Below are 20,884 nucleotides of genomic sequence, written 5' to 3'. Positions count from 1 at the left end.
TCAGTCGACCGAGAGATGCACGTGGTTGGTGTGGTCGCTGGACGGATCGCCACCCGCCCCGCTGTACGACTTCCAGCCACTGCTCGGCAGCCAGATCCGCCGATACCAGATGACGTAGAGCACGCTCAGCTCGTCGGCGTTGTTGATGAAGTAGTTCGCCAGGTTGTTGCCGTACGTCTTGTCCGCGCCGGTGGCGTCACCGCCGAACGTGCCCTTCTCGGCCGAGAAGTCACAGGCGCGGCCCTTCGGATGCTCACCGCTGTTCTGCTCGCGGAAGCAACGCGTGAAGCGGGTGAACCCGTCCGACTGCGCCTGCTTCAGCGCGTGCAGGGTGCGCGGCGTGAGGCAGCCACTCGTGGTCGGGTCCGACTCGGTGCACCCGTTGCCGGAGCCGCTGGGCGCCGGGTCGGCCGAGGCGCTGCCGCCGCCGTCGCTCGACGAGCTGGCGTCCTGGCCCTGGTTCGCCTTCTTCAGCGCGGTCTCGGCCTGCGCCTTGCGCTTGGCCATCACGTTGACCTGCTTCTGCTGGTCGCGGATGGTGGCCTCGATCGCGAGCTTGGCGCGCTGCTGCTTCTCGCGGGTGGTCTTCAGATCGGCGATCGCCGCGTTCTGCTGCGCCGCCACGGTTGCCAGCGTCTCGGCGCGGTCCATGAAGCTGTCGGCCGAGCTGGCGGTGACGAGTGCGGACATCGCGCCGAGCCGGCCCGAGGTGTAGGCCTGCTGAGCGATCTCGTCCAGGACGTCCTGCTGCGGACCGATCTGCGAGTCGAGACGCTTGAGCTCGGCGGTCAGCGCCGCCTGCTGCTCCTTGGACTTCTTGAGAGCCGCCTTGGCCTTGATGAAACCGCTGGAGGCGTCCTCGAGTTGTTCGATGAGGGACTTGGAACCACCCTCGCCGTCGTCGCCGGAGTCGCCCGGCGCGGCGAGGAGACGGGGGGCCGCGGTGGCCGGCGACGTGGTGACGGCCAGCCCGCACACGGCGACGAGCAGCGCCATCACCGCTGCTAATCGCCGCGCAGTCTGATCCTGCACAGGCATTTCCTTCCGTCGGCCGCCGACCGAGTTAGCTGACGGGTTCGGGACGAAGGAAATCCCTACCGCAAACGCGGATTCACCCCGGAGGAAAAGGTGGTTCCCCGGCTCGCCGCAAGGGCGATTAGGCGGCGGTCCCCGGGTGGGAACCGGCTCCGACCATACCCACTACATCGACAGATCGACAGTTCTCGTACGCACCGCGATTGGCCAGATACGGCACGTGACGCGATTACGGAAAGTCGTTGCCTCGTAACACTTTTCGCAGCTCAGCGGGACCTGATGCTCGGCGATATCTCGGGTAAACTCCAGTCCGGTCCTGCCAGGACGGCACCGCCCCCGAGTTGCCGGCAGGCCGCCGCCCAATCGTCGAAAGGCGAGCCGGGGAACCAGGTCACTGGGGTGTATCCGCAGTTTGCGGTAGGGATTGCTTCCGTCCCGAACCCGTCAGCTAACTCGGTCGGCGGTGACAAGGAAGGAACTGTTGATGACCGCTAGTCCCCGCCGGTGGCTGAATCTTGCCCTGGCGCCGCTCGTGGCCACCGCGCTCTTTGTGGCCCCGGCCACAACGGCCACCGCGGCGCCGGGTGGTAATTCGCCGACCGCCGAGGAGGAGGGCGACGCCGATCTGTCGACCGTGATGGAGGCGACCAACAGGCGCTTCGTCAACGCGAAGGCAGCCGTCTCCACATCACGGAAGAACCAGCAGAAGTTCACCGCCGACATCAAGGCCGCGGAGATCCGGCGCGACGCGCTGGTCCCCGAGGTGAACTCGATCGCCGCCCAGCAGTATCAGACCGGCAACCTGAGTGCCATCGGCTTCCTGCTGAACGCCGACTCGTCGAACGACTTCATGAGCAAGGCGATCTCCCTGGAGGAGATCAACAAGCTCCACGACGAGAAGCTGCACGAGCTGAACACGGCGATCAAGGAGATCAGCGACAAGAAGGCCGCTCTCGACGCCGAGCTCAAGAACGAGCAGCAGCAGCTGACCGTCCTGCAGAAGCAGAAGAAGGCCGCTGAGAACCAGCTCGACCTGGTCGGCGGCGGCACCGGCATCAACAAGACCATCACCAAGGGCCTCGTCGACGCCACGTCCAAGACCGCGGCGCCGGCACCGCGCAACTCCAGCGGCGGCTTCTCGTCCGAGGGCTGCACGGAGAAGGACGAGACCACCAGCGGCTGTGTGACCAAGCGCACGCTGCACATGTACAAGGAAGTCCGGAAAGCCGGCTTCAAGCGCTTCGTCGGGTGCCACCGCAACGGCGGTCCCTTCGAGCACCCCAAGGGCCGGGCCTGTGACTGGTCCCTGCAGAAGAGCGGGTTCTCGTCGGCGCACAACGACGACATGATGCGGTACGGCAACGACCTGACCGCGTTCCTGGTGCGTAACGCCGACCGCCTCGGCATCTACTACGTCATCTGGTACAAGCAGATCTGGTTCCCCGCCACCGGCGAGTGGCACTCGTACTCGGGTGCCAGCGACCACACCGACCACGTGCACGTCTCGATGCTCTAGCGGACCTCAGCAAAACGCTCGGCCGGGATTCCCGGCCGAGCGTTTTGCGTTAGCGGCCCTGCAACCTTCCGTGTGGAGTTCGGCCCCGCTCCGCACCCGAACTCCACACAACGAGCAGTTGCTTTGGGCGTCTGTCAGTGCACCGCGCGGCGCACCGGCGCACGGCCGGCCGGCTGCGACGGCGCGGGACCGACCGGCATCCCCGGCGGGATCGCCATCGTCACCGGGCGGACCTGGGTCACCTCGATCTCCTTGCCGTGGTGCAGCAGGGTCAGCCGGGCCGACCCGCCGCCGTTGCGCAGCGAGTACGTGACCTCCTCGGAGGTCACGTTGACCCGCAGCCGCAGGCCACGCCAGAGCAGCGAGAAGTCCAGGTTGTTGATCCGGCTGGGCAGACGCGGCGCGAAGCTGAGCTGTCCGTTGAAGTCACGCATGCCACCGAGGCCGGCGACGAGCGCGATCCAGGAGCCGGCCAGCGACGCCACGTGCACGCCGTCCCGCGCGTTGCGGTGCAGGTCGTGCAGGTCCATCAGGGCGGCCTCGCCCAGGTAGTCGTGCGCGAGCTCCAGGTGCCCGGTCTCGGCCGCCAGAACGGCCTGGATGCAGGCCGAGAGCGACGAGTCGCGTACGGTCCGCGCGTCGTAGTAGGCGAAGTTGCGCGCCTTCTCCTCGGGCGTGAACGCGTCACCGCGGATGTACATCGCCATCACCAGGTCGGCCTGCTTGACCACCTGCTTGCGGTACAGGTCGAAGTACGGGAAGTTCAGCAGCAGCGGGTAGCCCTCCGGCGGAGTGTTCTCGAAGTCCCACTCCTGCAGCCGGGTGAAGCCCTCACACTGCTGGTGCACCCCGAGCTCCTTGTCGTACGGGATGTGCACCGCGGCCGCCGCGTCCCGCCAGGAGGCCGCCTCCTCGTCGTCGACGCCGAACCGCCGGGCCAGATCCGGATGACGCTGGCAGGCGTCGACCGCGGTCATCAGGTTCTGCTGGGCCATCAGGTTGGTGTAGATGTTGTCGTTGACCACGGCCGTGTACTCGTCCGGGCCGGTGACACCGTCGATGTGGAAGCGCCCGTGCCGGTCGTGGTGCCCCAGCGAGCGCCACAGCCGCGCGGTCTCCACCAGCAGCTCCAGGCCGACCTCACGCTCGAAGTCGTAGTCGCCGGTGGCCTGCACGTACCGGCGGACCGCGTCGGCGATGTCGGCACCGATGTGGAAGCCCGCCGTGCCCGCCGGCCAGTAGCCGGAGCACTCCTGGCCGCGGATGGTCCGCCACGGGAACGCGGCGCCCTGCAGCCCGAGCGTCTGTGCCCGCTCCCGGGCCAGGTCCAGGGTCGAGTGGCGCCAGCGCAGCACGTCGGCGGCCGCGGAGGGCTGCGTGTACGTCAGAGCGGGCAGCACGAAGGTCTCGGAGTCCCAGAACGTGTGCCCGTCGTATCCCGGCCCGGTGAGGCCCTTGGAGCCGATCGGGCGCTGCTCCGCGCGGGCACCGGCCTGCAACGTGTGGAAGAGGCCGAACCGGACCGCCTGCTGCACCTCCGGGTCACCCTCGACCCGGACGTCGGAGTGGTCCCAGAACGCGTCCAGGTACTCCTGCTGCTGCTGGACCAGGCCGTCCCAGCCGTCCAGGCGCGCGCTGGCGAGGGCCGCGCCGACCTGGTCGCGCAGAGCGGGCAGCGAGCGCATGCTGGACCACCCGTACGCCGCCAGCTTGACCACACGCAGCTTCTGACCCGGCTCCAGGCGGCAGGCGACCGTGGTGCGCAGCCAGTCGGGGTGCCCCTCGGTGGTGATGGCGTGCCGGCCCGGCGTCTCCACCAGATGTTCCATGGCCGCGGCCATCCGCAGGTCGCTGGCCTTGGTGCGGTGGACCAGGATGCCGCCGGTGGGCTGCTCCATCATCTCCTCGGCCTGCAGCGGACGGTCCAGCACCGCCGCCACCCGCGGGTCCTTGCTCATCGGCGGCAACTGCTCGTTGGCCACCAGCTCGGACTGCAGGATCAGGCGGGCCGAGGACTCCAGCGGCTCCACCTCGTACAGGAAGGCGACGATCGCGCGCTGGGTGAAGGAGACCAGCCGCACGGTACGGACCCGGATGCCCTGACCCGAGGGGGACACCCACTCGACGACGCGCTCCAGTGTGCCCGCGCGCATGTCCAGGCAACGCTGGTGCGACCGCAGCTCGCCGTAGCGCACGTCGAACGGCTCGTCGTTGACGAGCAGGCGCATCAGCTTGGCGTTGGTCACGTTGACCATGGTCTGACCGGACTCCGGGAAGCCGTACCCGGCCTCGGCGTGCGGCAGCGGGCGCAGCTCGTAGAACGAGTTGAGATAGCTGCCGGGGAGGCCGTGCGGCTCGCCCTCGTCAAGGTTTCCGCGTATCCCGATGTGGCCGTTCGAGAGCGCGAACACCGACTCGGACTGGGCCAGCAGGTCCAGGTCCAGCCGGGTCTCCCGGATGTGCCAAGGGTCGACGGGGTAGGCCCGTTCACGGATCACGGTCGTGCCTCTCGTTACGTATAAGAGGAGGTCTTACTGAGTGAGGAGTTCGGACAGGTCGGTCACCACGACGTCGGCACCGTTCGCACGGAGCGCCTCCGCCTGGCCGACCCGGTCCACCCCGATCACGATGCCGAATCCGCCCGCCCGTCCGGCGGCCACACCGGCCTGGGCGTCCTCGAACACGGCACAGTTCTCCGGGGCGAGATCGAGCAGCTTAGCCCCATACAGAAACGTGTCGGGAGCGGGCTTGCCGGGAAGGCCGAGCTCGCGCGCGACCACGCCGTCCACGCGGGCCTCCAGCAGGTCCGCGATACCCGCCGCGACCAGCACGTCCCGGCAGTTGGCGCTCGCCGAGACGACGGCGCGGCGCAGGCCCGCCTCCTTGGCCGCCTTCAGGTACTCCACCGATCCGGGGTAGACCTGGACGGCACCCTCTTTGATCTTCTGTAGCACGAGGATGTTCTTGCGGTTACCGACGCCGTTGACGGTGTCCCGGTCGGGACTGTCGTCAGGCTCGCCCTCGGGCAGGGTGATGCCCCGCGAGGTGAGGAAGGTGCGGACGCCGTCGGCCCGCTGCCGGCCGTCCACGTACCGGTGGTAGTCGGTGTCGGAGTCGAAGGGCACGAACGGCTGCCCGTTACGCGCCGCCCAGGACTCCAGGAACGAGTCGAACGTTTGTTTCCACGCGGCATTGTGCACGAGCGCGGTCTGCGTCAGCACGCCGTCAAGATCGAAGAGGCAAGCGGTCACCTGTGAAGGAAGTCCGAGCACGCGCCCAATGTAGCCGGACGGGAAGAGTGACGAGAGCGGAAGGGCTCCTTCACATTTCCGGGATGTTTCGCAGCTCGCCCGAGCTGCTCGTTCACCGGGATCCCGGCAGGGCATCCAATGACATGCGCAATCCGATCGAGGTACCGATCGGGCCGGTCGCGGTGGTCACGTCGTCGCACAGCTGATGTGCCAGCCACAGCCCGCGCCCACCGACCTCGAAGGCCTCCGGCGCCCGCAGGTCGGTCAGATAGCCGCCGGGGATGCCGGGACCCGCGTCGGTGACCACGCACCACACCGAGCCGCTCTCGATCCGCAGCACCAGCCGTCCGGTCCCGCCGGCGTGCAGCACCACGTTGGTGATCACTTCGTTGACGGCCAGCAGATAGCCGTGGCGGCGGTCCGGGCCCAGGCCGAGCGGGCCGAGATGCGCGGAGACCTCGTGCCGCAGGACGGTGATGTCGTCGTGGCCGAACGAGCGGTCCAGCAGCACGCGCTCCCCGGACGGAGGCGCGGCCTGCTCTCTCGGCTCCGTGCCGGGAGCCGAGCGAACGCTCTGACCGATCCTGTCCTCCACCGTCGTGCAGCCTACGCGCTGTGGCCGTTCAGTGGCGGGAGGCATCGGTGATCCCGCCCGGAAGTGGCGTGCGTCTCGTGGTCAGCGCCAGCCGACATCGATCCGGTCTCCTCGTTCGTCGAAGAAGTGCACTGCGTCCATGCGTACCGAGATGGCCAGGGGGTGACCGGGCGAGACCGCCGGGTACGGCGCCAGCCGCACCGCCAACTCGGCCGGCTTCCGGGAGTGCCGGCCCGGGTCGTTGAGCACGCTGACCCGCGAGCGGGATCGCTCCTCCCGCGGCGTGTCGGCCTGGGCTGGTCGGGTCAGGCGCTGCAGGGCGCCGCCGATGCGCTTGAGCGCGCCACCGCTCGGCACCTGGTCCTGGATCGGGCCGCTCATCTCGTCGACCACGATCGCGGTGGCGCCGATGTCCAGGTACGCCAGCGACTCGTGCCCGTGGTGCTCCAGATAGCGGATGCGCCCCTGGAAGATGTGTCCCGGCGTCTGCGGCGTGACCGGGGTGAGCGCCTCGGCCCGGATGCCGACCACGATCCGCTCACCGTGATAGCGGGCGACCGCACGGGCCCGCGGGTCGTTCCACGGCATGTACAGCGTCTGCTCACCGAAGTTGAGCGCGATGTACTGGTCCAGGTGGACGTAGACGGCGGCCTCGAGGAGGTTCATCTTCGGCGAGCCGAGGAACGCGGCCACGTAGAGGGTGGCCGGGCGGCGGTAGACGTCGGTGGGCGTGCCGACGTCCTGGAGGATGCCCTTGCGCATGATCGCGACCCGGTCCGCCATGGTCAGCGCCTCGGCCTGGTCGTGCGTCACGTACATCGTGGTCACGCCGAGCTCGCGGGTCATGCTGGTGATCTCGGCGCGCAGCTCGGCACGCAGGCCGCTGTCCAGGTTGGAGAGCGGCTCGTCCATCAGGAAGATCCCGGGGCGGCGCACGATCGCCCGGCCCATCGCGACGCGCTGACGCTGGCCGCCGGAGAGCTGGCTGGGCCGCCGGCCGAGCACCTCGCCGATGCCGAGCGCGCCGGCCACCGTGCCGACCCGGTCCTGTCGCGGCACCGGCTCGACACCGGAGAGCTTGAGCGGGAAGCCGATGTTCTCCGCCACGGTCATGTGCGGATAGAGCGCAAAATCCTGAAAGACCATCGCGATACTGCGGTCGCGCGGGGGCAGCTCGAGGACCGGATCACCGTTCAGCAGGATCTCACCCTCGGTGGGGTCCTCCAGCCCGGCGATCATGCGGAGCACGGTCGACTTTCCGCAGCCTGACGGCCCGAGCAGGACCATGAACTCGCCGTCCTGCACGTCCAGGCTGAGGTTGTCGACGGCATACGTGCCGTCCGGCCAAATCTTCGTGACGTCCTTGAGTGCGACGGTGGACACCGTCAACCTCCCCGTTCTGCGTGCGATCCCGAGGCCCACGACGGTCGGCGATCGGGCCCTAACTCTGCGAGTGCCTTCGATGCTTTGCCATCGGACGAAAGTGCCATTCGCACATAGTGATCAATCGATTACGGAGATCTGAACTTCAGGAGGTCGACTGTGCACGTTCACAGCAAGAAGAGACATGCCCGACATGCCTATGTGTGCACCATGCAAATCGCTTTTATGCACCCACGGCGGACCGTCTTACCTGGGAAGATCGTGGCCCCGGCCGGCCGTGAAAATCTATTTCAGGCAGCGGTGCGAGAGGTACGCCAGTCCTTGATCGCAACGACCGCGAAAGCGCCGCCGACAAACACCGCGAGGATCGCAATGCCGTGAGTCGCATATCCGGCAATCGCGGCTAGGACAAGCAGGAGAACGCGGCCGTCCCAGCCGAGCAACGCGGCACCCGCACCGGTCGCCGGCGCGCCCTTCTCCATCCGGGCGGTCAGGTCGTAGTGGCGCAGCGCCAGCGTGAACAGCAACAGGAAGACCACCGCGGGCGGCACCGAGCCGTAAAGCGCGACCGCCACCACGATCAGGTACTCCGCGGCCCGCAGCGCGGCCGGCACGAGCCAGTCCAGCGCCCCGCCGTGCCGCGACCGGGCCGGGAGCCCGCACGCCACAACCGGCAGGATCAGCAGAGCGAGCAACCACGCGGACGGCTCACCGGCGGCGAACACACCCACCGTGGCCAGCGCCCACACCACGGCGAGCGCGGCAAGCGGCAGCGGCCGGCCGATCCCGGCCCGGCTCAGCACGGCCCGCACCAGCGGCCCGTCGTCCCGGTGCCGCATCGTGTCGACCGTGTGCAGGACACCGACCCGCATCGAGAGCGCGCGCAGCGACCGCAGCGCCAGCGTGTACGCCGCCGCCAGCAGTCCGAACCCGACCACCGCGGCCAGCGTCACCCGCCCGTTCGTCAGGGCCGCCAGGACGGCGATCAGGGCCCAGCGCTCGCCGATCGGGAAGACCACGATCCGTTTCGCCCAGTAGACCAGCGACCCGCGCTGGCTCTGCGCCTTCACCGAGGCGGCCGAGAGCCGTGCGCCGACCCCGCCGGAGGCCGGCGCGGCCGGGTGGATCGCGGCCTCGTCGTGCAGCGCGCCGTACCACGTGTCGGTCATGTGGCGGGCGGTCTGCAGGATGATCGCGGTGATCGCCAGCGGCCACGCGTAGGGCAGGCCGATCCGCTCCGCACCGGCTGCCAGACCGGCGTACACCGCGTACTCCTTGGCGCGGTCGGCCATCGTGTCCAGCCAGCCGCCGAACGCGTCGAACCGCCTCGTGTACCGGGCCAGCTGCCCGTCCACGCAGTCCAGCACGAAGCCGAGATAGAGCAGCACGCCGCCGGCGACCATCGCGAGCCGGGAGGCCTGCCAGAAGGCGAGCGCGGCGGCGACCGCGAACAGCACGGACAGCGCCGTCACCCCGGTCGGGGTGAGCCGGAGGCGGGCGGCAGCCTTGGTCACGAGTGGCGACCAGCTGCTCACCGCGTACGTCGTGAAGAAGTCGTCCTGTTCCTTGACCGCGAGCCGCAGGCGCGCCGCGTCCTCGTCCACCGCGGCGACCGCGTCCCGTGCCGCCGCGAGCTCCTCCCCGGTGTTCACCTGCTCGGCGTGCAGCAGCCGGATGCGCGTCGCGATCGGCGCCAGACCGGCCTCGATCAGCGCGGGCAGCAGGTCGTCGGAGTCGGCGACCTTCTCCAGCAGCGGCAGATCGGCCGGTGCCACGCACATCGCGCCGAGGAACCGCACGGTGCCGGTGCCCGGCTCGGCGGGAACCACCCGGCCGCGGTCCTCCCGCAGATCGCCGCCCGGATCAGGGGCGACCAGTACGGTACTGCGGCCGGCCGGCTCGGTGGCCAGGGTCCAGAGCAGGCTGCCGTGCGCGACCAGGTTGTCCGGGCAGATCAGCAGTGGTTCGTGCGCCTCGCGGGCCTGCCGGGCGAGCTCGCGCAGATGGCCGGTGACGTCCTCGTTCCTGGCCGGGTGGTCGATCACCGAAGCCCCGGCGGAGTGCAGCGCGGTGGTCAGGTCCTCGGCGAGCCGATCGGCGTCCGCGATGGGTAAGGCGTCGCCTGCCGGGGCATAGAGGAGGGCAAGGGTCACCGATTTCACTCCTCGTGAGCGCCCGAAATGCGGTCCAGGTTAACAGCGGGCGTCCACCGGGTACGGGTCACCCTTACGGGAGCTGGACCTGCGGTATCCACCTGGAGACTGAGGGACGCTCCCGCCCCGGTACTTACCGTCGAAGTGGCGGTGGCACACAGCCACTGTCATTGCTGAAGGAGCGGATGATCGTGTCCTACAACCTCAAGACCCGTACTCTCACCCGCCCCCGCCACAACCGCATGATCGCCGGAGTCTGCGCCGGTCTGGGACGCCGCTTCGGCATGTCGGCCGGGATGGTCCGCCTGCTGTTCCTGGTCTCCTGTCTGCTGCCGGGCCCGCAGTTCGTCGCGTACCTGATCCTCTGGGCCCTCATGCCCAACGAGTCGTGAGCCTGAGAATCACGGGTTGGCGAACGTCACTGTGACGGTGGTGTAGCCGAGGCGGGCGAAGAGGCTCTCCAGCATCCGCTGCGTGTTCTCTTTCGCCCGCTGGTCCAGCCCGCTGTCCTTGGCGGCCTGGGTGATCCGCTCCTGCGCGAGCTGATAGATCTTCTGCTGCTTGTTCGGGTCGTTGCCGAACGCGTCACCGATGCTGGTCAGCACGCCACGCTCCTCGGCCACGACGTAGCTCTTCTTCATGTCGAGAGCGGCCGTGGACTGCTCCGGCGCGGGCAGCGTGAGCGCGATCGACTGCTTCTCCTCGTCGACCTTCAGACCGTCACCGGTGAGCGCGCCGAAGTCGACATAGGCCTCGACGGTGCCCGAACCGACGAACAGCGTCCGCCGGCCGACCAGGAAGTCGGGGATGTTCTCCTTGCTCTGCTCCAGGTCGACGATGACCTGGAAGGTGCCGTCGGCCGCCACGTAGCGCTGCAGGTCACGCATGGACTGGAGCAGCACGGGCTGGCTGCGGTCGACCGTCTTGTCCTCGAACGGGTTGTCGAACGTGGGCAGCACGTTGATGGCGCGCAGCCCGAGGCACGCGAGGACGATCAGCGCGAAGACGAAGCCGACGAAGATCAGGAGCCGGGCGAAACCGCTCGGCTTCCGCTCCTCGGGGACCGATGGGTACTCCCTGGTCGGCTCGTCGACATCCGGTGAGGTTGCCATGACTCAACGGTAAGTACCGGGTACGACATTTCGCATCCGGAGAGGACAGGTCACCGGGCGAATGCGTTCAGTCCGGTCAATTTCTGGCCGATCGACAGCTGATGGATCTCCGACGTCCCCTCGTACGTCAGCACGCTCTCCAGGTTGCTGGCGTGCCGCATCACCGGGAACTCGCGCCGGATCCCGTTCCCGCCGAGGATGGTCCGGCACTCGCGGGCGATCTTGAGGGACTCCCGGACGTTGTTCAGCTTGCCGACGCTGACCTGCTCCGGGCGCAGCGGCTTGTCCCCCGCGTCTCGCAGCCGGCCCAGGTGCAGGGCGAGCAGGAAGCCCTTCTGCAACTCGACCGCCATGTCGGCGAGCTTCGCCTGGGTGAGCTGGAAGCTCGCGATCGGACGGCCGAACTGCTCACGGGCGGCCGCGTAGTCCAGGGCGGTGTCCAGGCAGTCGCGGGCCGCGCCGAGGACACCCCAGATGATGCTCAGCCGCGCCTCGGTGAGGCACGAGAGCGGCGCCATCAGGCTGCGCACGCCGGGCAGCCGGGTGCTCTCCGGCACGCGCAACCCGTCCAGGACGATCTCGCCGGTGCTGGACGCGCGCAGCGACATCTTGTGGTTGATCTCGCGGACCTGGAAGCCGGTGATGTCGGTGGGCACCGCGAACCCGGTCACGCCCTTCTCGGCGCGCGCCCAGATCACCGCCACGTCGGCGATCGGCGCGTTGAGGATCCAGGTCTTGACGCCGTCCAGGATCCAGTCGTCGCCGTCGCGGCGGGCCCGGGTGGACATGCCGGTCGGGTCCGAGCCGTGGTCGGGCTCGGCCAGGCCGAAGCACCCGAGCAGCCGTCCGGCGGCCATACCCGGCAGCCACTGCTGTTTCTGCTCGTCGGAGCCGTAGCGCCAGATCGCGTACATGGTCAGGGAGCCCTGCACGGAGACCAGGGAACGGATGCCGGAGTCGGCGGCCTCCAGCTCCATGCAGGCCAGGCCGAGGCTGACCGAGGAGGTGCCGGCACAGCCGTACCCGGTCAGGTGCATGCCGAGAAGACCGGCCTTGCCCAGTTCCAGAGCCAGTTCGCGGATCGGTGCGTCGCCGCTGTCGTACCACTCGGCCACGTCCGGCCGGATGTGATCGTCGGCCACGCGGCGGGCCTGCGCGCGCACGTCGCGCTCGTCGTCGGTGAGGAGTCCGTCAAGATCCAGCAGGTCAAGCGGTCTGACACCCATGAATTCAAGCTAAGGGGTGATCGGCCGTTGCGCTGTGTCAGTCTTCGACTACTAATACGCGAGCGTGAATCTGGTTGCGCTGCTGGAGTGCCGCACGCAGCGCCCGGTGCAGGCCGTCCTCCAGGTAGAGGGCCCCGTGATACTCCACCACGTGCGGGAAGAGGTCACCGTAGAACGTCGAGTCCTCGGCGAGGAGCTTGTCGAGCGCGAGCTCGCGTTTCGTGGTGATCAGATCCGCGAGCCGGATCGGGCGTGGCGGAATCTCGGCCCACGCCTTCAGCGTCGTGTGGTGATCGGGGTACGGGGCTCCGTCCCGGACCGCTTTGAAGATCACGGCGGCTGCCCCTTTCCGTGAGATCGTGCGTTCGCATGCCAGCGTAGCCGCGTGGCGGTCAGGGCTCGCCCGCCGAAGCCCACCGGCCATGATGCACCACATCGGCCACCGGACGATGCCCACGCCGCAGTGACGGGGACCTCTTGTCGGTACCCCGATAGCCGATCGTCAGCGCACCGATCGGCGTGAACTCCGCGGGGACACCGAACGCGTTCCTGAAGTCGCTCAACGTGTTCGCGGGCAGCCCGATGAAGCACGACCCGAGGTCCTCGTTGACCGCGGTGAGATGCATGAGCAGCGCGGCGAATCCGGTGTCGATGTCCCAGTACGGCACCGGCCAGTGCGACTCGTCCCGGTCCGTCCAGCCCTTGTCCGATTCGGCATACCGATCCAGGTAGACCGACTTATTGGAGAGCGCCACGACGATCAGCGGCGCCGTCCGCATCCGGTCCAGCCAGCCGCCCGGGTCGCCGTCCTTCTCCGCCGTGCTCGACCAGAAGAGCTCCCGGTCGGCGGGCGACGTGAGCACCAGGAAGCTCCAGCCCTGGGAGAAGCCGGCCGACGGTGCCCGCAGCCCGTGCCGCACGATCTTGTCGACCAGCTCCGGCGGCACCGGGCGGTCCGGGTCGTAACCGCGGACCATCCGCCGGCGGCGGACCACCTCGTCGAACTCCATCAGGCCCGGATGCCCCAGGACGTGGTCCAGGTCTGTCCCGGCTCCAGCACGACCAGGTCCCGGCCGGTCCGGAACGCGTCCGGCGGGCAGGTCATCGGCTCGACCGCGACCGAGCGGCGGAACCGCTCGCCGTGCAGGGTGTCGCCCGAGTAGACCTGCCAGTAGCGGAACTTCTCGTCGGCCCAGACCACGATCCGCCGGTCCGAGTTCGGGTCGGCGAGGGTGACCGCGGTGATCCCGTCGGCGTCGAAGTCGATGTCGCCGAACGTCGTGTCCAGCACCTGGTTGCCGATCCGGCGCGGCTCGGCGTAGTCGAACTCGGAGCCGGCCACCTTCACCGCGCCCAGCGGCAGGAGGCGGTTGTCGGCCATGACGCGGCTCTTGGCCGGCACCTGCAGCACGGTCTCCTCGACCGGCACGCCCGGCAGGCGAAGGTACGGGTGCACCGAATACCCCCACGGGGCGTTCGACTCGGAGGTGTTCACCACCTCCTGGTCGCAGCGCAGTCCGTCAGCCGAGACCAACCACCGCGTACGCAACAACAGCGACCACGGGTAACCCACCTGCGGAGGCAGCGAATACTCCAGGGTCACCGAACCGGCGGACTGGTCGCCGAGCCGCCACGAGGACCAGTTGACCAGGCCGTGGATCGCGTTGTGCCGGGACGGCTCGGTGAGCGCCAGCTGATATTCCACGCCCTCGAAGACGTAGCGCCCGTCGCGGATCCGGTTCGGCCAGGGCGCGAGGATCTGACCGGCCGAACCCGGGGCGATCTCGTCGGTGCCGAACCCGTCGAGCAGGTCGACGCCCTCCACGGAATATGCCCGGAGCGTGCCACCGACCTCCGTCACGACGGCGCGGTGCCCGTCCGCCTCGATCGACCACTGGGCCCCGGACTTGGGGGCTGCCTCTGCGCTCATACCCGCGACACTATCGGGCCTCGGATTCTTCCCGGTCGGGCCGGTAGCGGATCAGGGCCGGCGACACCGCCGCGAGCAGCACCGCCATGCCCGCCGCGGCGAAACCACCGCCCGACCAGGACGCTGTGACGCTCGTCAGGTCGGCCGTCGCGCCGGCGCGCAGATCACCCAGTCGGGGACCACCGGCCACCACCACGGTGAAGACGCCCTGCAGTCGCCCGCGCAGCCGGTCGGGCGCGAAGGTCTGCATGATCGTCTGCCGGTAGACCGCGCTCACCAGGTCGGCCGCACCGGCGATCGCGAGCAGCAGCACCATCAGCCACAGCTGGTTCGCCAGCCCGGAGAACCCGATCGCGACACCCCAGCCGACCACGGCCACGACCAGCGCCAGTCCCTGCCGGCGAACCCGGCCGATCCAGCCCGAGGTCAGGCCGCCGATCATCGAACCGATCGCGATCGCGCTGTACAGCCAGCCGACCGCCGCTCCACCGCCGAACTGGGTCTCGGCCACCGCCGGGAACAGCGCGCGGGGCATGGCGAACACCATGGCGATCAGGTCGATCGCAAAGGAGAGCAGCAGGACCGGCTGAGTGACCAGGAACTTCAGGCCGGCCGCGATACCGCGCAGACCGGCCGTGGGCCGGTCCTCGCCCTCCTGGTGCTCGGCGGGCGGGATCGGCGGCAGCCGCCAGGTGGCCCAGAACGTCACCGTGAACAGGAGCGCGTCGAGGGCGTACGCCACGATCACCCCGGTGCCGGTCGACCAGATCCCCATGATCACGCCGGCGGCCAGCGGACCGAGCACCCCACCGGCCGTGATGGCCGTGTAGTTGAGCGTGTTGGCCGCGGGCACCAGGGCCTCCGGGACGATCCGCGGCACGATCGCCTGCCGGGCCGGCGAGCTGATCGCGAACCCGGCCGACTGCACCGCGGTCAGCGCCAGCAGCAGGTGCCCGCTGCGCATCCCGAGCAGGGCCTGCACCAGCAGCGCACACGTGATCACCCAGGTCAGCACTGAGCCGGCCAGCAGCAGCTTGCGCCGGTCCACCACGTCGGCGACCGCACCGCCCCACAAACCGAAGATCAGCAGGGGTACGAGACCCGCGACGCCCAGCAGGCCCACCCACGTCGGCGACCCGGTGATCGCCCACATCTGCACCGGTACGGCGACCGCCGTGAACTGGAACCCGAAGTACGACGCCCCGTTACCGACCCAGGTACGCCGGAACGTCGACAGCCGCAGCGGCCGTACGTCGATCATCCACGACTTCGGCTCCCTCTCGACCTCCTGACTCAAGGTGCGAGCCTCTCCACGGTCCAGCGCTCGTCCGTACGCCGGAACCGCAGCCGATCGTGCAACCGGCTGCTCTGCCCCTGCCAGAACTCCACCGCGTCCGGCACGACCCGGAACCCTCCCCAGTGCGGCGGGGGCGGCACCGAGCCGTCCGCGAACCGCTCGGCCGCCGCGGCCAGGCCCACCTCCACGTCCTCCCGGCCGGCCAGCACCCGCGACTGCGGACTGGCCCACGCGCCGAGCTGGGAGCCGCGCGGGCGGGACGCGAAGTACTCCTCGGTCTCCGCTCGGGTCACCCGCTCCACCGCCCCGGTCACGATCACCTGGCGCTGCATCGGGAACCACGGGAAGACCAGGCTCGCGTACGGGTTCGCGCCCAGCTCCGAGCCCTTCCGCGACTCATAGTTCGTGAAAAATACGAAACCGCGCTCGTCGTACCCCTTGAGAAGAACCGTCCTGGCCGACGGCCGCCCCCTCTCGTCCGCCGTGGCCACGATCATCGCGTTGGGTTCCGGCAGGCCGAAGGCCGTCGCCGCGGCGAACCAGTCGGCGAACTGCGCCGCCCAGTCCGGTGCCAGCGCACTTTCCAGCAGCGGCCCGCGCTCGGTGTAGTCACGGCGCATTCCGGCGGGCGATGCGTTCATGCGCGCTCCCTGCAGACGGCTTCGATTCGGATGCAACGACGTTAAGTCGCCCCACGTAAAGAGTCAGTTGAACCAGGATGGGTGTCATCGAGAGCACAATCGCGACGGGTCGACCGTGCGGTTACCCGGCGGGCAAGATGAATCACTCACCGCAGTTCGGTTCCCCAGGGAGTGCCGTGTCCGACTTCAAGCCGGGGCTCGAGGGCGTCATCGCTTTCGAGACCGAGATCGCCGAGCCCGACCGGGACGGTGGCGCGCTGCGATACCGCGGCGTCGACATCGAGGACCTGATCGGACAGGTCTCCTTCGGCGACGTCTGGGGCCTGCTGGTGGACGGCAAGTTCGGGCCGGGCCTGCCACCCGCCGAGCCGTTCCCGGTCCCGGTGCACTCCGGCGACATCCGGGTCGACGTGCAGTCCGCGGTCGCGATGCTCGCGCCCTACTGGGGGCTCTCCCAGATGCTCGACATCACCTCCGAGCAGGCCCGCTCCGATCTGGCCCGGGTGTCGGTGACCGCACTGTCCTTCGTCGCGCAGGCGGCCCGCGGGCTGGGCCTGCCGGCCGTGCCGCAGAAGGACATCGACAAGGCCGAGACCATCGTGGAGCGGTTCATGCGCCGATGGCGCGGCGAGCCCGACCCGCGGCACGTCAAGGCCGTCGACGCGTATTTCATCTCGGCCGCCGAGCACGGGCTGAACGCCTCCACCTTCACCGCGCGGATCGTCGCCTCCACCGGCGCGGACGCGGCCGCCTGCATCTCCTCCGGGATCGGCGCGCTCTCCGGCCCGCTGCACGGCGGCGCGCCCACCCGGGTGCTGCACATGATCGAGGCGGTGGAGCGCAGCGGCGACGCCGAGTCGTATGTGAAGGATGTCCTGGACCGCGGCGAGCGCCTGATGGGTTTCGGTCACCGCGTCTACCGTGCGGAGGACCCGCGCGGCCGCGTCCTGCGCCGCATCGCCAAGGACCTGGGCGCCCCCCGGTTCGAGGTGGCCGAGGCGCTCGAGGCGGCCGCGCTGGCCGAGCTGCGCGAGCGCAAACCCGCCGAGCAGCTCTGGACGAACGTCGACTTCTGGGCGGCCGTCGTGCTGGACTTCGCCGAGGTGCCGGCACACATGTTCACCTCGATGTTCACCTGCGCCCGGGTGGCCGGGTGGAGCGCGCACATCCTCGAGCAGAAGCGGCTCGGCCGGATCCTGCGACCCAGCCTCCACTATGTGGGACCCGCACCCCGAAAGCCGCAGGAGGTCGAGGGCTGGAGTCAGCTGACGCATAATCTCTGACGTGGCTGCTGACATCAGGATCCCTGAAGAGATCAAACCCGTCGACGGACGTTTCGGCTCCGGGCCGAGCAAGGTCCGGCCAGAAGGGGTCGAGGCGCTCTCCGCGGTGTCCCGCACCTTCATGGGTACGTCTCACCGGCAGAGCACCGTGAAGAACCAGGTCGCACGGCTGCGCCGCGGCCTCGCCGAGTTCTTCTCGATCCCGGAGGGTTACGAGGTCGTCCTCGCCAACGGCGGCACCAGCGCGTTCTGGGAGGTCGCCACGTTCGGGCTGGTCCGCAGCAAGGCCCAGTTCGCCGAGTTCGGCGAGTTCGGCGCGAAGTTCGTGCAGGCCGTGGCCGACGCGCCGTTCCTGGTCGAGCCGACCGTGCACCGGGCGCCCGGTGGCCAGGCCGCCTTCCTGACCGCCGAGGCCGGCGTCGACGTCTACGCCAGCGTGCAGAACGAGACGTCCACCGGCGTCGCCGTCCCGGTCCGCCGTGTCGAGGGCGCCGACCCGGGCGCGCTGATCCTCACCGACGCCACCTCCGGCGGCGGCAGCCTCGACGTCGACCTCAACGAGACCGACGTCTACTACCTGGCACCGCAGAAGGCGCTCGGCTCGGACGGCGGCATCTGGCTGGCCCTGATGTCACCCGCCGCCATCGAGCGCGCCTTCGAGATCAAGGGCACGGGGCGGTACATCCCGCAGTTCCTCGACCTCGTCACCGCGATCGAGCAGTCCCGGCTCGAGCAGACGTACAACACGCCGGCCCTGGCCACCGTCTTCCTCGCCGCCGACCAGCTGGACTGGATGAACGCGCAGGGCGGCCTCCCCTGGGCGGTCAAGCGCAGTGCCGAGAGCGCGGCCGCCGTCTACGGCTGGGCCGACAAGTCCTCGTACGCGGAGCCGTTCGTCACCGACCCCGCGCTGCGCTCCGCCGCCGTGGCCACCATCGACTTCGCCGACGGCATCGACGCCGCCGCCATCGCCAAGGTCCTGCGCGCCAACGACATCGTGGACACCGAGCCGTACCGCAAGCTGGGCCGCAACCAGCTGCGGATCGCCCTCTACCCCACCGTCGACCCCTCGGACGTGACCGCGCTGACGACCTGCATCGACTACGTCGCCGAGCGCCTGTAACCGTTGGGGATCGAAAGCGGGCACAACTCTCCAAGATCCCGAGCGTCAGAGTTGACAACCGGACACCAGCCAGTTTGACGGCGTGGCTTACCCCATTGGGTGACCAAGGCGCGTACCGTGTTCCGAAACGCGCCCGGGTGGCTGACTCTCGGGAGCACAGGCCAACGCGACGGGACGGAGGCAACGCATGCGGCCGGTACGCTTCGTCGCCCTCTCCGAGGACGGTCACGCCCTGGTGCTCGCCGACGAGGTCGGCCGGCTCCTGGCTCTCCCCATCGACGACCGGATCTCCGGAGCGTTGAACGAGGGACCCCAGACCGGACCCGGGATGGCAGTGGCGGTCATGGCGCCGGATTCGGCGCCGTCTCTGTCACCCCGCGACATCCAGGCGCGCATCCGCTCCGGTGAGTCCGCCGAGGACGTCGCCCGGATCGCCGGTGTGCCGGTCGACCGTGTCCTGCGCTACGCCGGCCCGGTGCTGCAGGAACGGGCCATGCTCGCACAGCACGCCCGCCGCACCCGGCTGAAGACGTCGGACTCCGGGCAGCCGCTCGCCGAGGTCGTCGACAGCCGGCTCGCCCAGCACGGCATCGACACCGAGAAGATCTCCTGGGACGCGTTCCGTCGCGACGACGGCACCTGGCGCATCGTCGCCACCTGGCCGTCCGGCAAGGCCACCGCGCAGGCCATCTGGGACCTGGACAAGGGTCGTCAGGTGGTGTCGCCGCACGACGACATGGCGCAATACCTGTGTGCCGAGCGTCCCACCCAGATCCTCGGCCAGGAGCCGGCGCCCGAGCGCGGCGGCCACGGCCTGCCCGGCCCGGCCCGCAGCACCGAGCCGACCCGCGGCGGGCACGGCCTGCCGTCCGCCGACTCGATCCCGGCCCGTTCCAACCGCGACCCGATCCGGGCCGGCCGGGACGCGCTGCTCGCCTCGCTCGACCGCCCGCTCGAGGGCAGCTCCGGCCGCAGCCTGGAGCAGCCGGCGCGCCGTCCGGTCGCCGGCGGCGCCGCGGCCCTGCTCGGTGGCGGTTCCGGCTCGGCCTTCGACGACGACGCCGACCTGCCGAAAGAGGTGCCGGCCGTCCCGTCGCTGGCCGTCCTCCGGCCGCGGCGCACGGTCGGTCAGGGCAACCAGGCCAACGCCGACTCCACCGAGGAGAGCAACAAGCCTCGCAAGCGGCTCCCCAGCTGGGACGACGTGCTGTTCGGCGGCGGACCGGCCGCCCGGGAGTCCTCCTGAGCCTGTTCGTCGCGGTCTTCCCCGACGAACAGGCCCGGCTCGACCTGAAACGCCGGCTGCCACCGCGCAGCCGGCCCACCCGCCCCGAGAAGTGGCACGTGACGCTCGCCTTCCTGGGCGACGTCCCCGACGATCACACAGCCGACGTGGCCCGAGCCCTCACCGGCACACCGACACCCGGCCCCCTCACCCTTGGCCTGGCCGGTGGCGGCCGTTTCGGCACTGTCCTCTGGGCAGGCCTGGCCGGCGACGTCGACCGCCTGGCCGCCCTACGCGAGAGCATCCACACCACCCTGACCAAGGCCGGCTTCCCGATCGACGAACGCCCGTTTCGTCCCCACCTGACCGTCTCCTACCGCTTCGACCCCGCCATCCGGGACGCGCTGCGCGACTACACCGGCCCGTCCTGGCAGGTGCACGACTTCGCCCTGGTCCGGAGCACCACCGGCGAATACCACCGCCTGCACACCTGGCCCGCATGACGGGCGCTAGGACACCTCCGCGCGGATGCCGTTGATCAGCAGGCGCAGGCCGTACTCGAACTGCTCGACCGACCCCACCACCGGCAACTCCGACCCCGGCAGGCCGATCATCGCGCTGCTCACCTGCGACCAGCGCGCGTCGCGTACCCCCGCTTGGTTTGCCATGGCCAACGCGGCCGCGACGTAAGCGATCAGAGCTTGGGCCGCGTGCACCACGCCCGACGGTGACAGGCCCGCCTCCGCGAGCGCCCCGTTCAGCGACGCCGCCAGGCGGAGGCCGTTGGCGCCGAGCGGAGGCCGCGACGCGATGTGCGCCGCGATCCCCGGATGGCGCAGCGCCTCGGCACGCGCCGACGTCAGGATCTCCCGCACCCGCGAGTCCCACCCCGCCGCGGGGTCGGGGGCGGCGACCTCGGCGAGCGCCAGGTCAGCAACCGCGTCGAGCAGCGCTTCACGGTTGGGAAAGTGCCGGTAGATGGCCATCGGGTCACAGCCGAGATCGGCGGCGATGCGGCGCATGGACATGGCTGCCGGACCGTCGCGGTCGCCGAGTTCAAGTGCCGCGCGGGCGATGAGGGATGACGAAAGCGGCACCACCGTAGTCTACACTG

The 20,884-nt window shown here is 69.6% G+C and carries 20 protein-coding genes and 2 riboswitches; of the genes, 6 read left to right on the top strand and 14 right to left on the bottom strand.

Going from position 1 to position 20,884, the window contains the following annotated elements; translation table 11 throughout:
• Positions 1–1,038: a hypothetical protein gene (locus tag AB0M02_RS42615; protein ID WP_364238200.1), complete on the bottom strand. Its 1,038-nt coding sequence runs from the start codon at positions 1,036–1,038 to the stop codon at positions 1–3.
• A riboswitch (cyclic di-AMP (ydaO/yuaA leader) is annotated at positions 1,037–1,173 on the bottom strand. It overlaps the preceding gene by 2 nt.
• 208 nt (positions 1,174–1,381) lie before the next feature.
• Positions 1,382–1,515, top strand: a riboswitch (cyclic di-AMP (ydaO/yuaA leader).
• 4 nt (positions 1,516–1,519) lie between these two features.
• Between AB0M02_RS42615 and AB0M02_RS42610 the strand changes: the two genes are divergently transcribed.
• Positions 1,520–2,551: a hypothetical protein gene (locus tag AB0M02_RS42610; protein ID WP_364238199.1), complete on the top strand. Its 1,032-nt coding sequence runs from the start codon at positions 1,520–1,522 to the stop codon at positions 2,549–2,551.
• 134 nt (positions 2,552–2,685) lie between these two features.
• Here AB0M02_RS42610 and AB0M02_RS42605 read toward each other — a convergent pair whose 3' ends face one another.
• The 5 genes from AB0M02_RS42605 to AB0M02_RS42585 form a co-directional block, all read right to left on the bottom strand.
• Positions 2,686–5,049, bottom strand: a complete 2,364-nt coding sequence (locus AB0M02_RS42605; protein WP_364238197.1) for a glycoside hydrolase family 65 protein — start codon at positions 5,047–5,049, stop codon at positions 2,686–2,688.
• Between the two features lie 33 nt (positions 5,050–5,082).
• Positions 5,083–5,823, bottom strand: coding sequence for a beta-phosphoglucomutase family hydrolase (locus AB0M02_RS42600; protein ID WP_364238195.1), 741 nt, complete (start codon positions 5,821–5,823; stop codon positions 5,083–5,085).
• A gap of 91 nt (positions 5,824–5,914) precedes the next feature.
• The gene (locus tag AB0M02_RS42595) at positions 5,915–6,397 is read right to left on the bottom strand and encodes an ATP-binding protein (RefSeq protein WP_364238194.1); all 483 of its coding nucleotides are present in this window, start codon (positions 6,395–6,397) and stop codon (positions 5,915–5,917) included.
• Between the two features lie 81 nt (positions 6,398–6,478).
• Positions 6,479–7,780 (bottom strand): ABC transporter ATP-binding protein, encoded by a 1,302-nt coding sequence (locus AB0M02_RS42590; protein WP_364238192.1) that lies wholly within the window; start codon positions 7,778–7,780, stop codon positions 6,479–6,481.
• 290 nt (positions 7,781–8,070) lie between these two features.
• Entirely contained in the window at positions 8,071–9,933 is a 1,863-nt protein-coding gene (locus AB0M02_RS42585; protein WP_364238190.1) for a DUF5941 domain-containing protein, read from the bottom strand.
• Positions 9,934–10,118: 185 nt separating this feature from the next.
• Between AB0M02_RS42585 and AB0M02_RS42580 the strand changes: the two genes are divergently transcribed.
• Positions 10,119–10,325, top strand: a complete 207-nt coding sequence (locus tag AB0M02_RS42580; RefSeq protein WP_364238188.1) for a PspC domain-containing protein — start codon at positions 10,119–10,121, stop codon at positions 10,323–10,325.
• A gap of 9 nt (positions 10,326–10,334) precedes the next feature.
• On the opposite strand, the gene AB0M02_RS42575 is transcribed toward AB0M02_RS42580, so the two are convergent.
• The 7 genes from AB0M02_RS42575 to pdxH are packed head-to-tail and all read right to left on the bottom strand — an operon-like array spanning position 10,335 to position 16,139.
• The gene (locus AB0M02_RS42575) at positions 10,335–11,045 is read right to left on the bottom strand and encodes a DUF4230 domain-containing protein (RefSeq protein ID WP_364238186.1); all 711 of its coding nucleotides are present in this window, start codon (positions 11,043–11,045) and stop codon (positions 10,335–10,337) included.
• 50 nt (positions 11,046–11,095) lie between these two features.
• Positions 11,096–12,271: an acyl-CoA dehydrogenase family protein gene (locus AB0M02_RS42570; protein ID WP_364238184.1), complete on the bottom strand. Its 1,176-nt coding sequence runs from the start codon at positions 12,269–12,271 to the stop codon at positions 11,096–11,098.
• A 37-nt stretch (positions 12,272–12,308) separates the two neighbouring features.
• The gene (locus AB0M02_RS42565; RefSeq protein WP_360932998.1) at positions 12,309–12,605 is read right to left on the bottom strand and encodes a type II toxin-antitoxin system VapB family antitoxin; all 297 of its coding nucleotides are present in this window, start codon (positions 12,603–12,605) and stop codon (positions 12,309–12,311) included.
• A 58-nt stretch (positions 12,606–12,663) separates the two neighbouring features.
• Positions 12,664–13,281 (bottom strand): nitroreductase family protein, encoded by a 618-nt coding sequence (locus AB0M02_RS42560; protein ID WP_364238182.1) that lies wholly within the window; start codon positions 13,279–13,281, stop codon positions 12,664–12,666.
• Entirely contained in the window at positions 13,281–14,201 is a 921-nt protein-coding gene (locus AB0M02_RS42555) for an aldose 1-epimerase family protein (protein ID WP_364238180.1), read from the bottom strand. Before AB0M02_RS42555 ends, AB0M02_RS42560 begins: the two co-directional genes overlap by 1 nt.
• Positions 14,202–14,211: 10 nt before the next feature.
• A complete protein-coding gene (locus AB0M02_RS42550; protein ID WP_364238266.1) occupies positions 14,212–15,462 on the bottom strand; it encodes an MFS transporter in 1,251 nt (416 codons plus the stop codon).
• 32 nt (positions 15,463–15,494) lie between these two features.
• Positions 15,495–16,139 carry a pyridoxamine 5'-phosphate oxidase gene (gene pdxH / locus AB0M02_RS42545; RefSeq protein ID WP_364238178.1) on the bottom strand — a complete coding sequence of 215 codons (645 nt, stop codon included), beginning with the start codon at positions 16,137–16,139 and terminating at the stop codon, positions 15,495–15,497.
• A 176-nt stretch (positions 16,140–16,315) separates the two neighbouring features.
• On the opposite strand from pdxH, the gene AB0M02_RS42540 reads away from it, so the two are divergent.
• The 4 genes from AB0M02_RS42540 (at position 16,316) to thpR (ending at position 20,273) form a co-directional block, all read left to right on the top strand.
• A complete protein-coding gene (locus tag AB0M02_RS42540; RefSeq protein ID WP_364238176.1) occupies positions 16,316–17,422 on the top strand; it encodes a citrate synthase 2 in 1,107 nt (368 codons plus the stop codon).
• Positions 17,415–18,545: a phosphoserine transaminase gene (gene serC / locus AB0M02_RS42535; protein WP_364238265.1), complete on the top strand. Its 1,131-nt coding sequence runs from the start codon at positions 17,415–17,417 to the stop codon at positions 18,543–18,545. The genes AB0M02_RS42540 and serC overlap by 8 nt, the downstream gene beginning before the upstream one ends.
• Positions 18,546–18,732: 187 nt before the next feature.
• The gene (gene sepH / locus AB0M02_RS42530; RefSeq protein WP_364238175.1) at positions 18,733–19,791 is read left to right on the top strand and encodes a septation protein SepH; all 1,059 of its coding nucleotides are present in this window, start codon (positions 18,733–18,735) and stop codon (positions 19,789–19,791) included.
• Positions 19,740–20,273 carry an RNA 2',3'-cyclic phosphodiesterase gene (gene thpR, locus AB0M02_RS42525; protein WP_364238264.1) on the top strand — a complete coding sequence of 178 codons (534 nt, stop codon included), beginning with the start codon at positions 19,740–19,742 and terminating at the stop codon, positions 20,271–20,273. Before sepH ends, thpR begins: the two co-directional genes overlap by 52 nt.
• 6 nt (positions 20,274–20,279) lie before the next feature.
• Here thpR and AB0M02_RS42520 read toward each other — a convergent pair whose 3' ends face one another.
• Positions 20,280–20,867 (bottom strand): TetR/AcrR family transcriptional regulator C-terminal domain-containing protein, encoded by a 588-nt coding sequence (locus tag AB0M02_RS42520; RefSeq protein ID WP_364238173.1) that lies wholly within the window; start codon positions 20,865–20,867, stop codon positions 20,280–20,282.
• Between the last annotated feature and the right edge of the window lie 17 nt (positions 20,868–20,884).

Origin of the sequence: Actinoplanes sp. NPDC051861, assembly GCF_040681145.1 — a bacterium.
Lineage (GTDB): Bacteria > Actinomycetota > Actinomycetes > Mycobacteriales > Micromonosporaceae > Actinoplanes.
This window is presented reverse-complemented; position numbering and strand designations above follow the sequence as displayed.

Excerpts from the sequence above, each read along its gene's own strand:
- AB0M02_RS42615 (WP_364238200.1), bottom strand. The coding sequence starts at position 1,038 with ATGCCTGTGCAGGATCAGACTGCGCGGCGATTAGCAGCGGTGATGGCG.
- AB0M02_RS42575 (WP_364238186.1), bottom strand. The coding sequence starts at position 11,045 with ATGGCAACCTCACCGGATGTCGACGAGCCGACCAGGGAGTACCCATCG.
- sepH (WP_364238175.1), top strand. The coding sequence starts at position 18,733 with ATGCGGCCGGTACGCTTCGTCGCCCTCTCCGAGGACGGTCACGCCCTG.
- pdxH (WP_364238178.1), bottom strand. The coding sequence starts at position 16,139 with ATGAACGCATCGCCCGCCGGAATGCGCCGTGACTACACCGAGCGCGGG.
- AB0M02_RS42570 (WP_364238184.1), bottom strand. The coding sequence starts at position 12,271 with ATGGGTGTCAGACCGCTTGACCTGCTGGATCTTGACGGACTCCTCACC.
- AB0M02_RS42550 (WP_364238266.1), bottom strand. The coding sequence starts at position 15,462 with ATGATCGACGTACGGCCGCTGCGGCTGTCGACGTTCCGGCGTACCTGG.
- AB0M02_RS42610 (WP_364238199.1), top strand. The coding sequence starts at position 1,520 with ATGACCGCTAGTCCCCGCCGGTGGCTGAATCTTGCCCTGGCGCCGCTC.
- AB0M02_RS42555 (WP_364238180.1), bottom strand. The coding sequence starts at position 14,201 with ATGAGCGCAGAGGCAGCCCCCAAGTCCGGGGCCCAGTGGTCGATCGAG.
- AB0M02_RS42560 (WP_364238182.1), bottom strand. The coding sequence starts at position 13,281 with ATGGAGTTCGACGAGGTGGTCCGCCGCCGGCGGATGGTCCGCGGTTAC.
- AB0M02_RS42580 (WP_364238188.1), top strand. The coding sequence starts at position 10,119 with ATGATCGTGTCCTACAACCTCAAGACCCGTACTCTCACCCGCCCCCGC.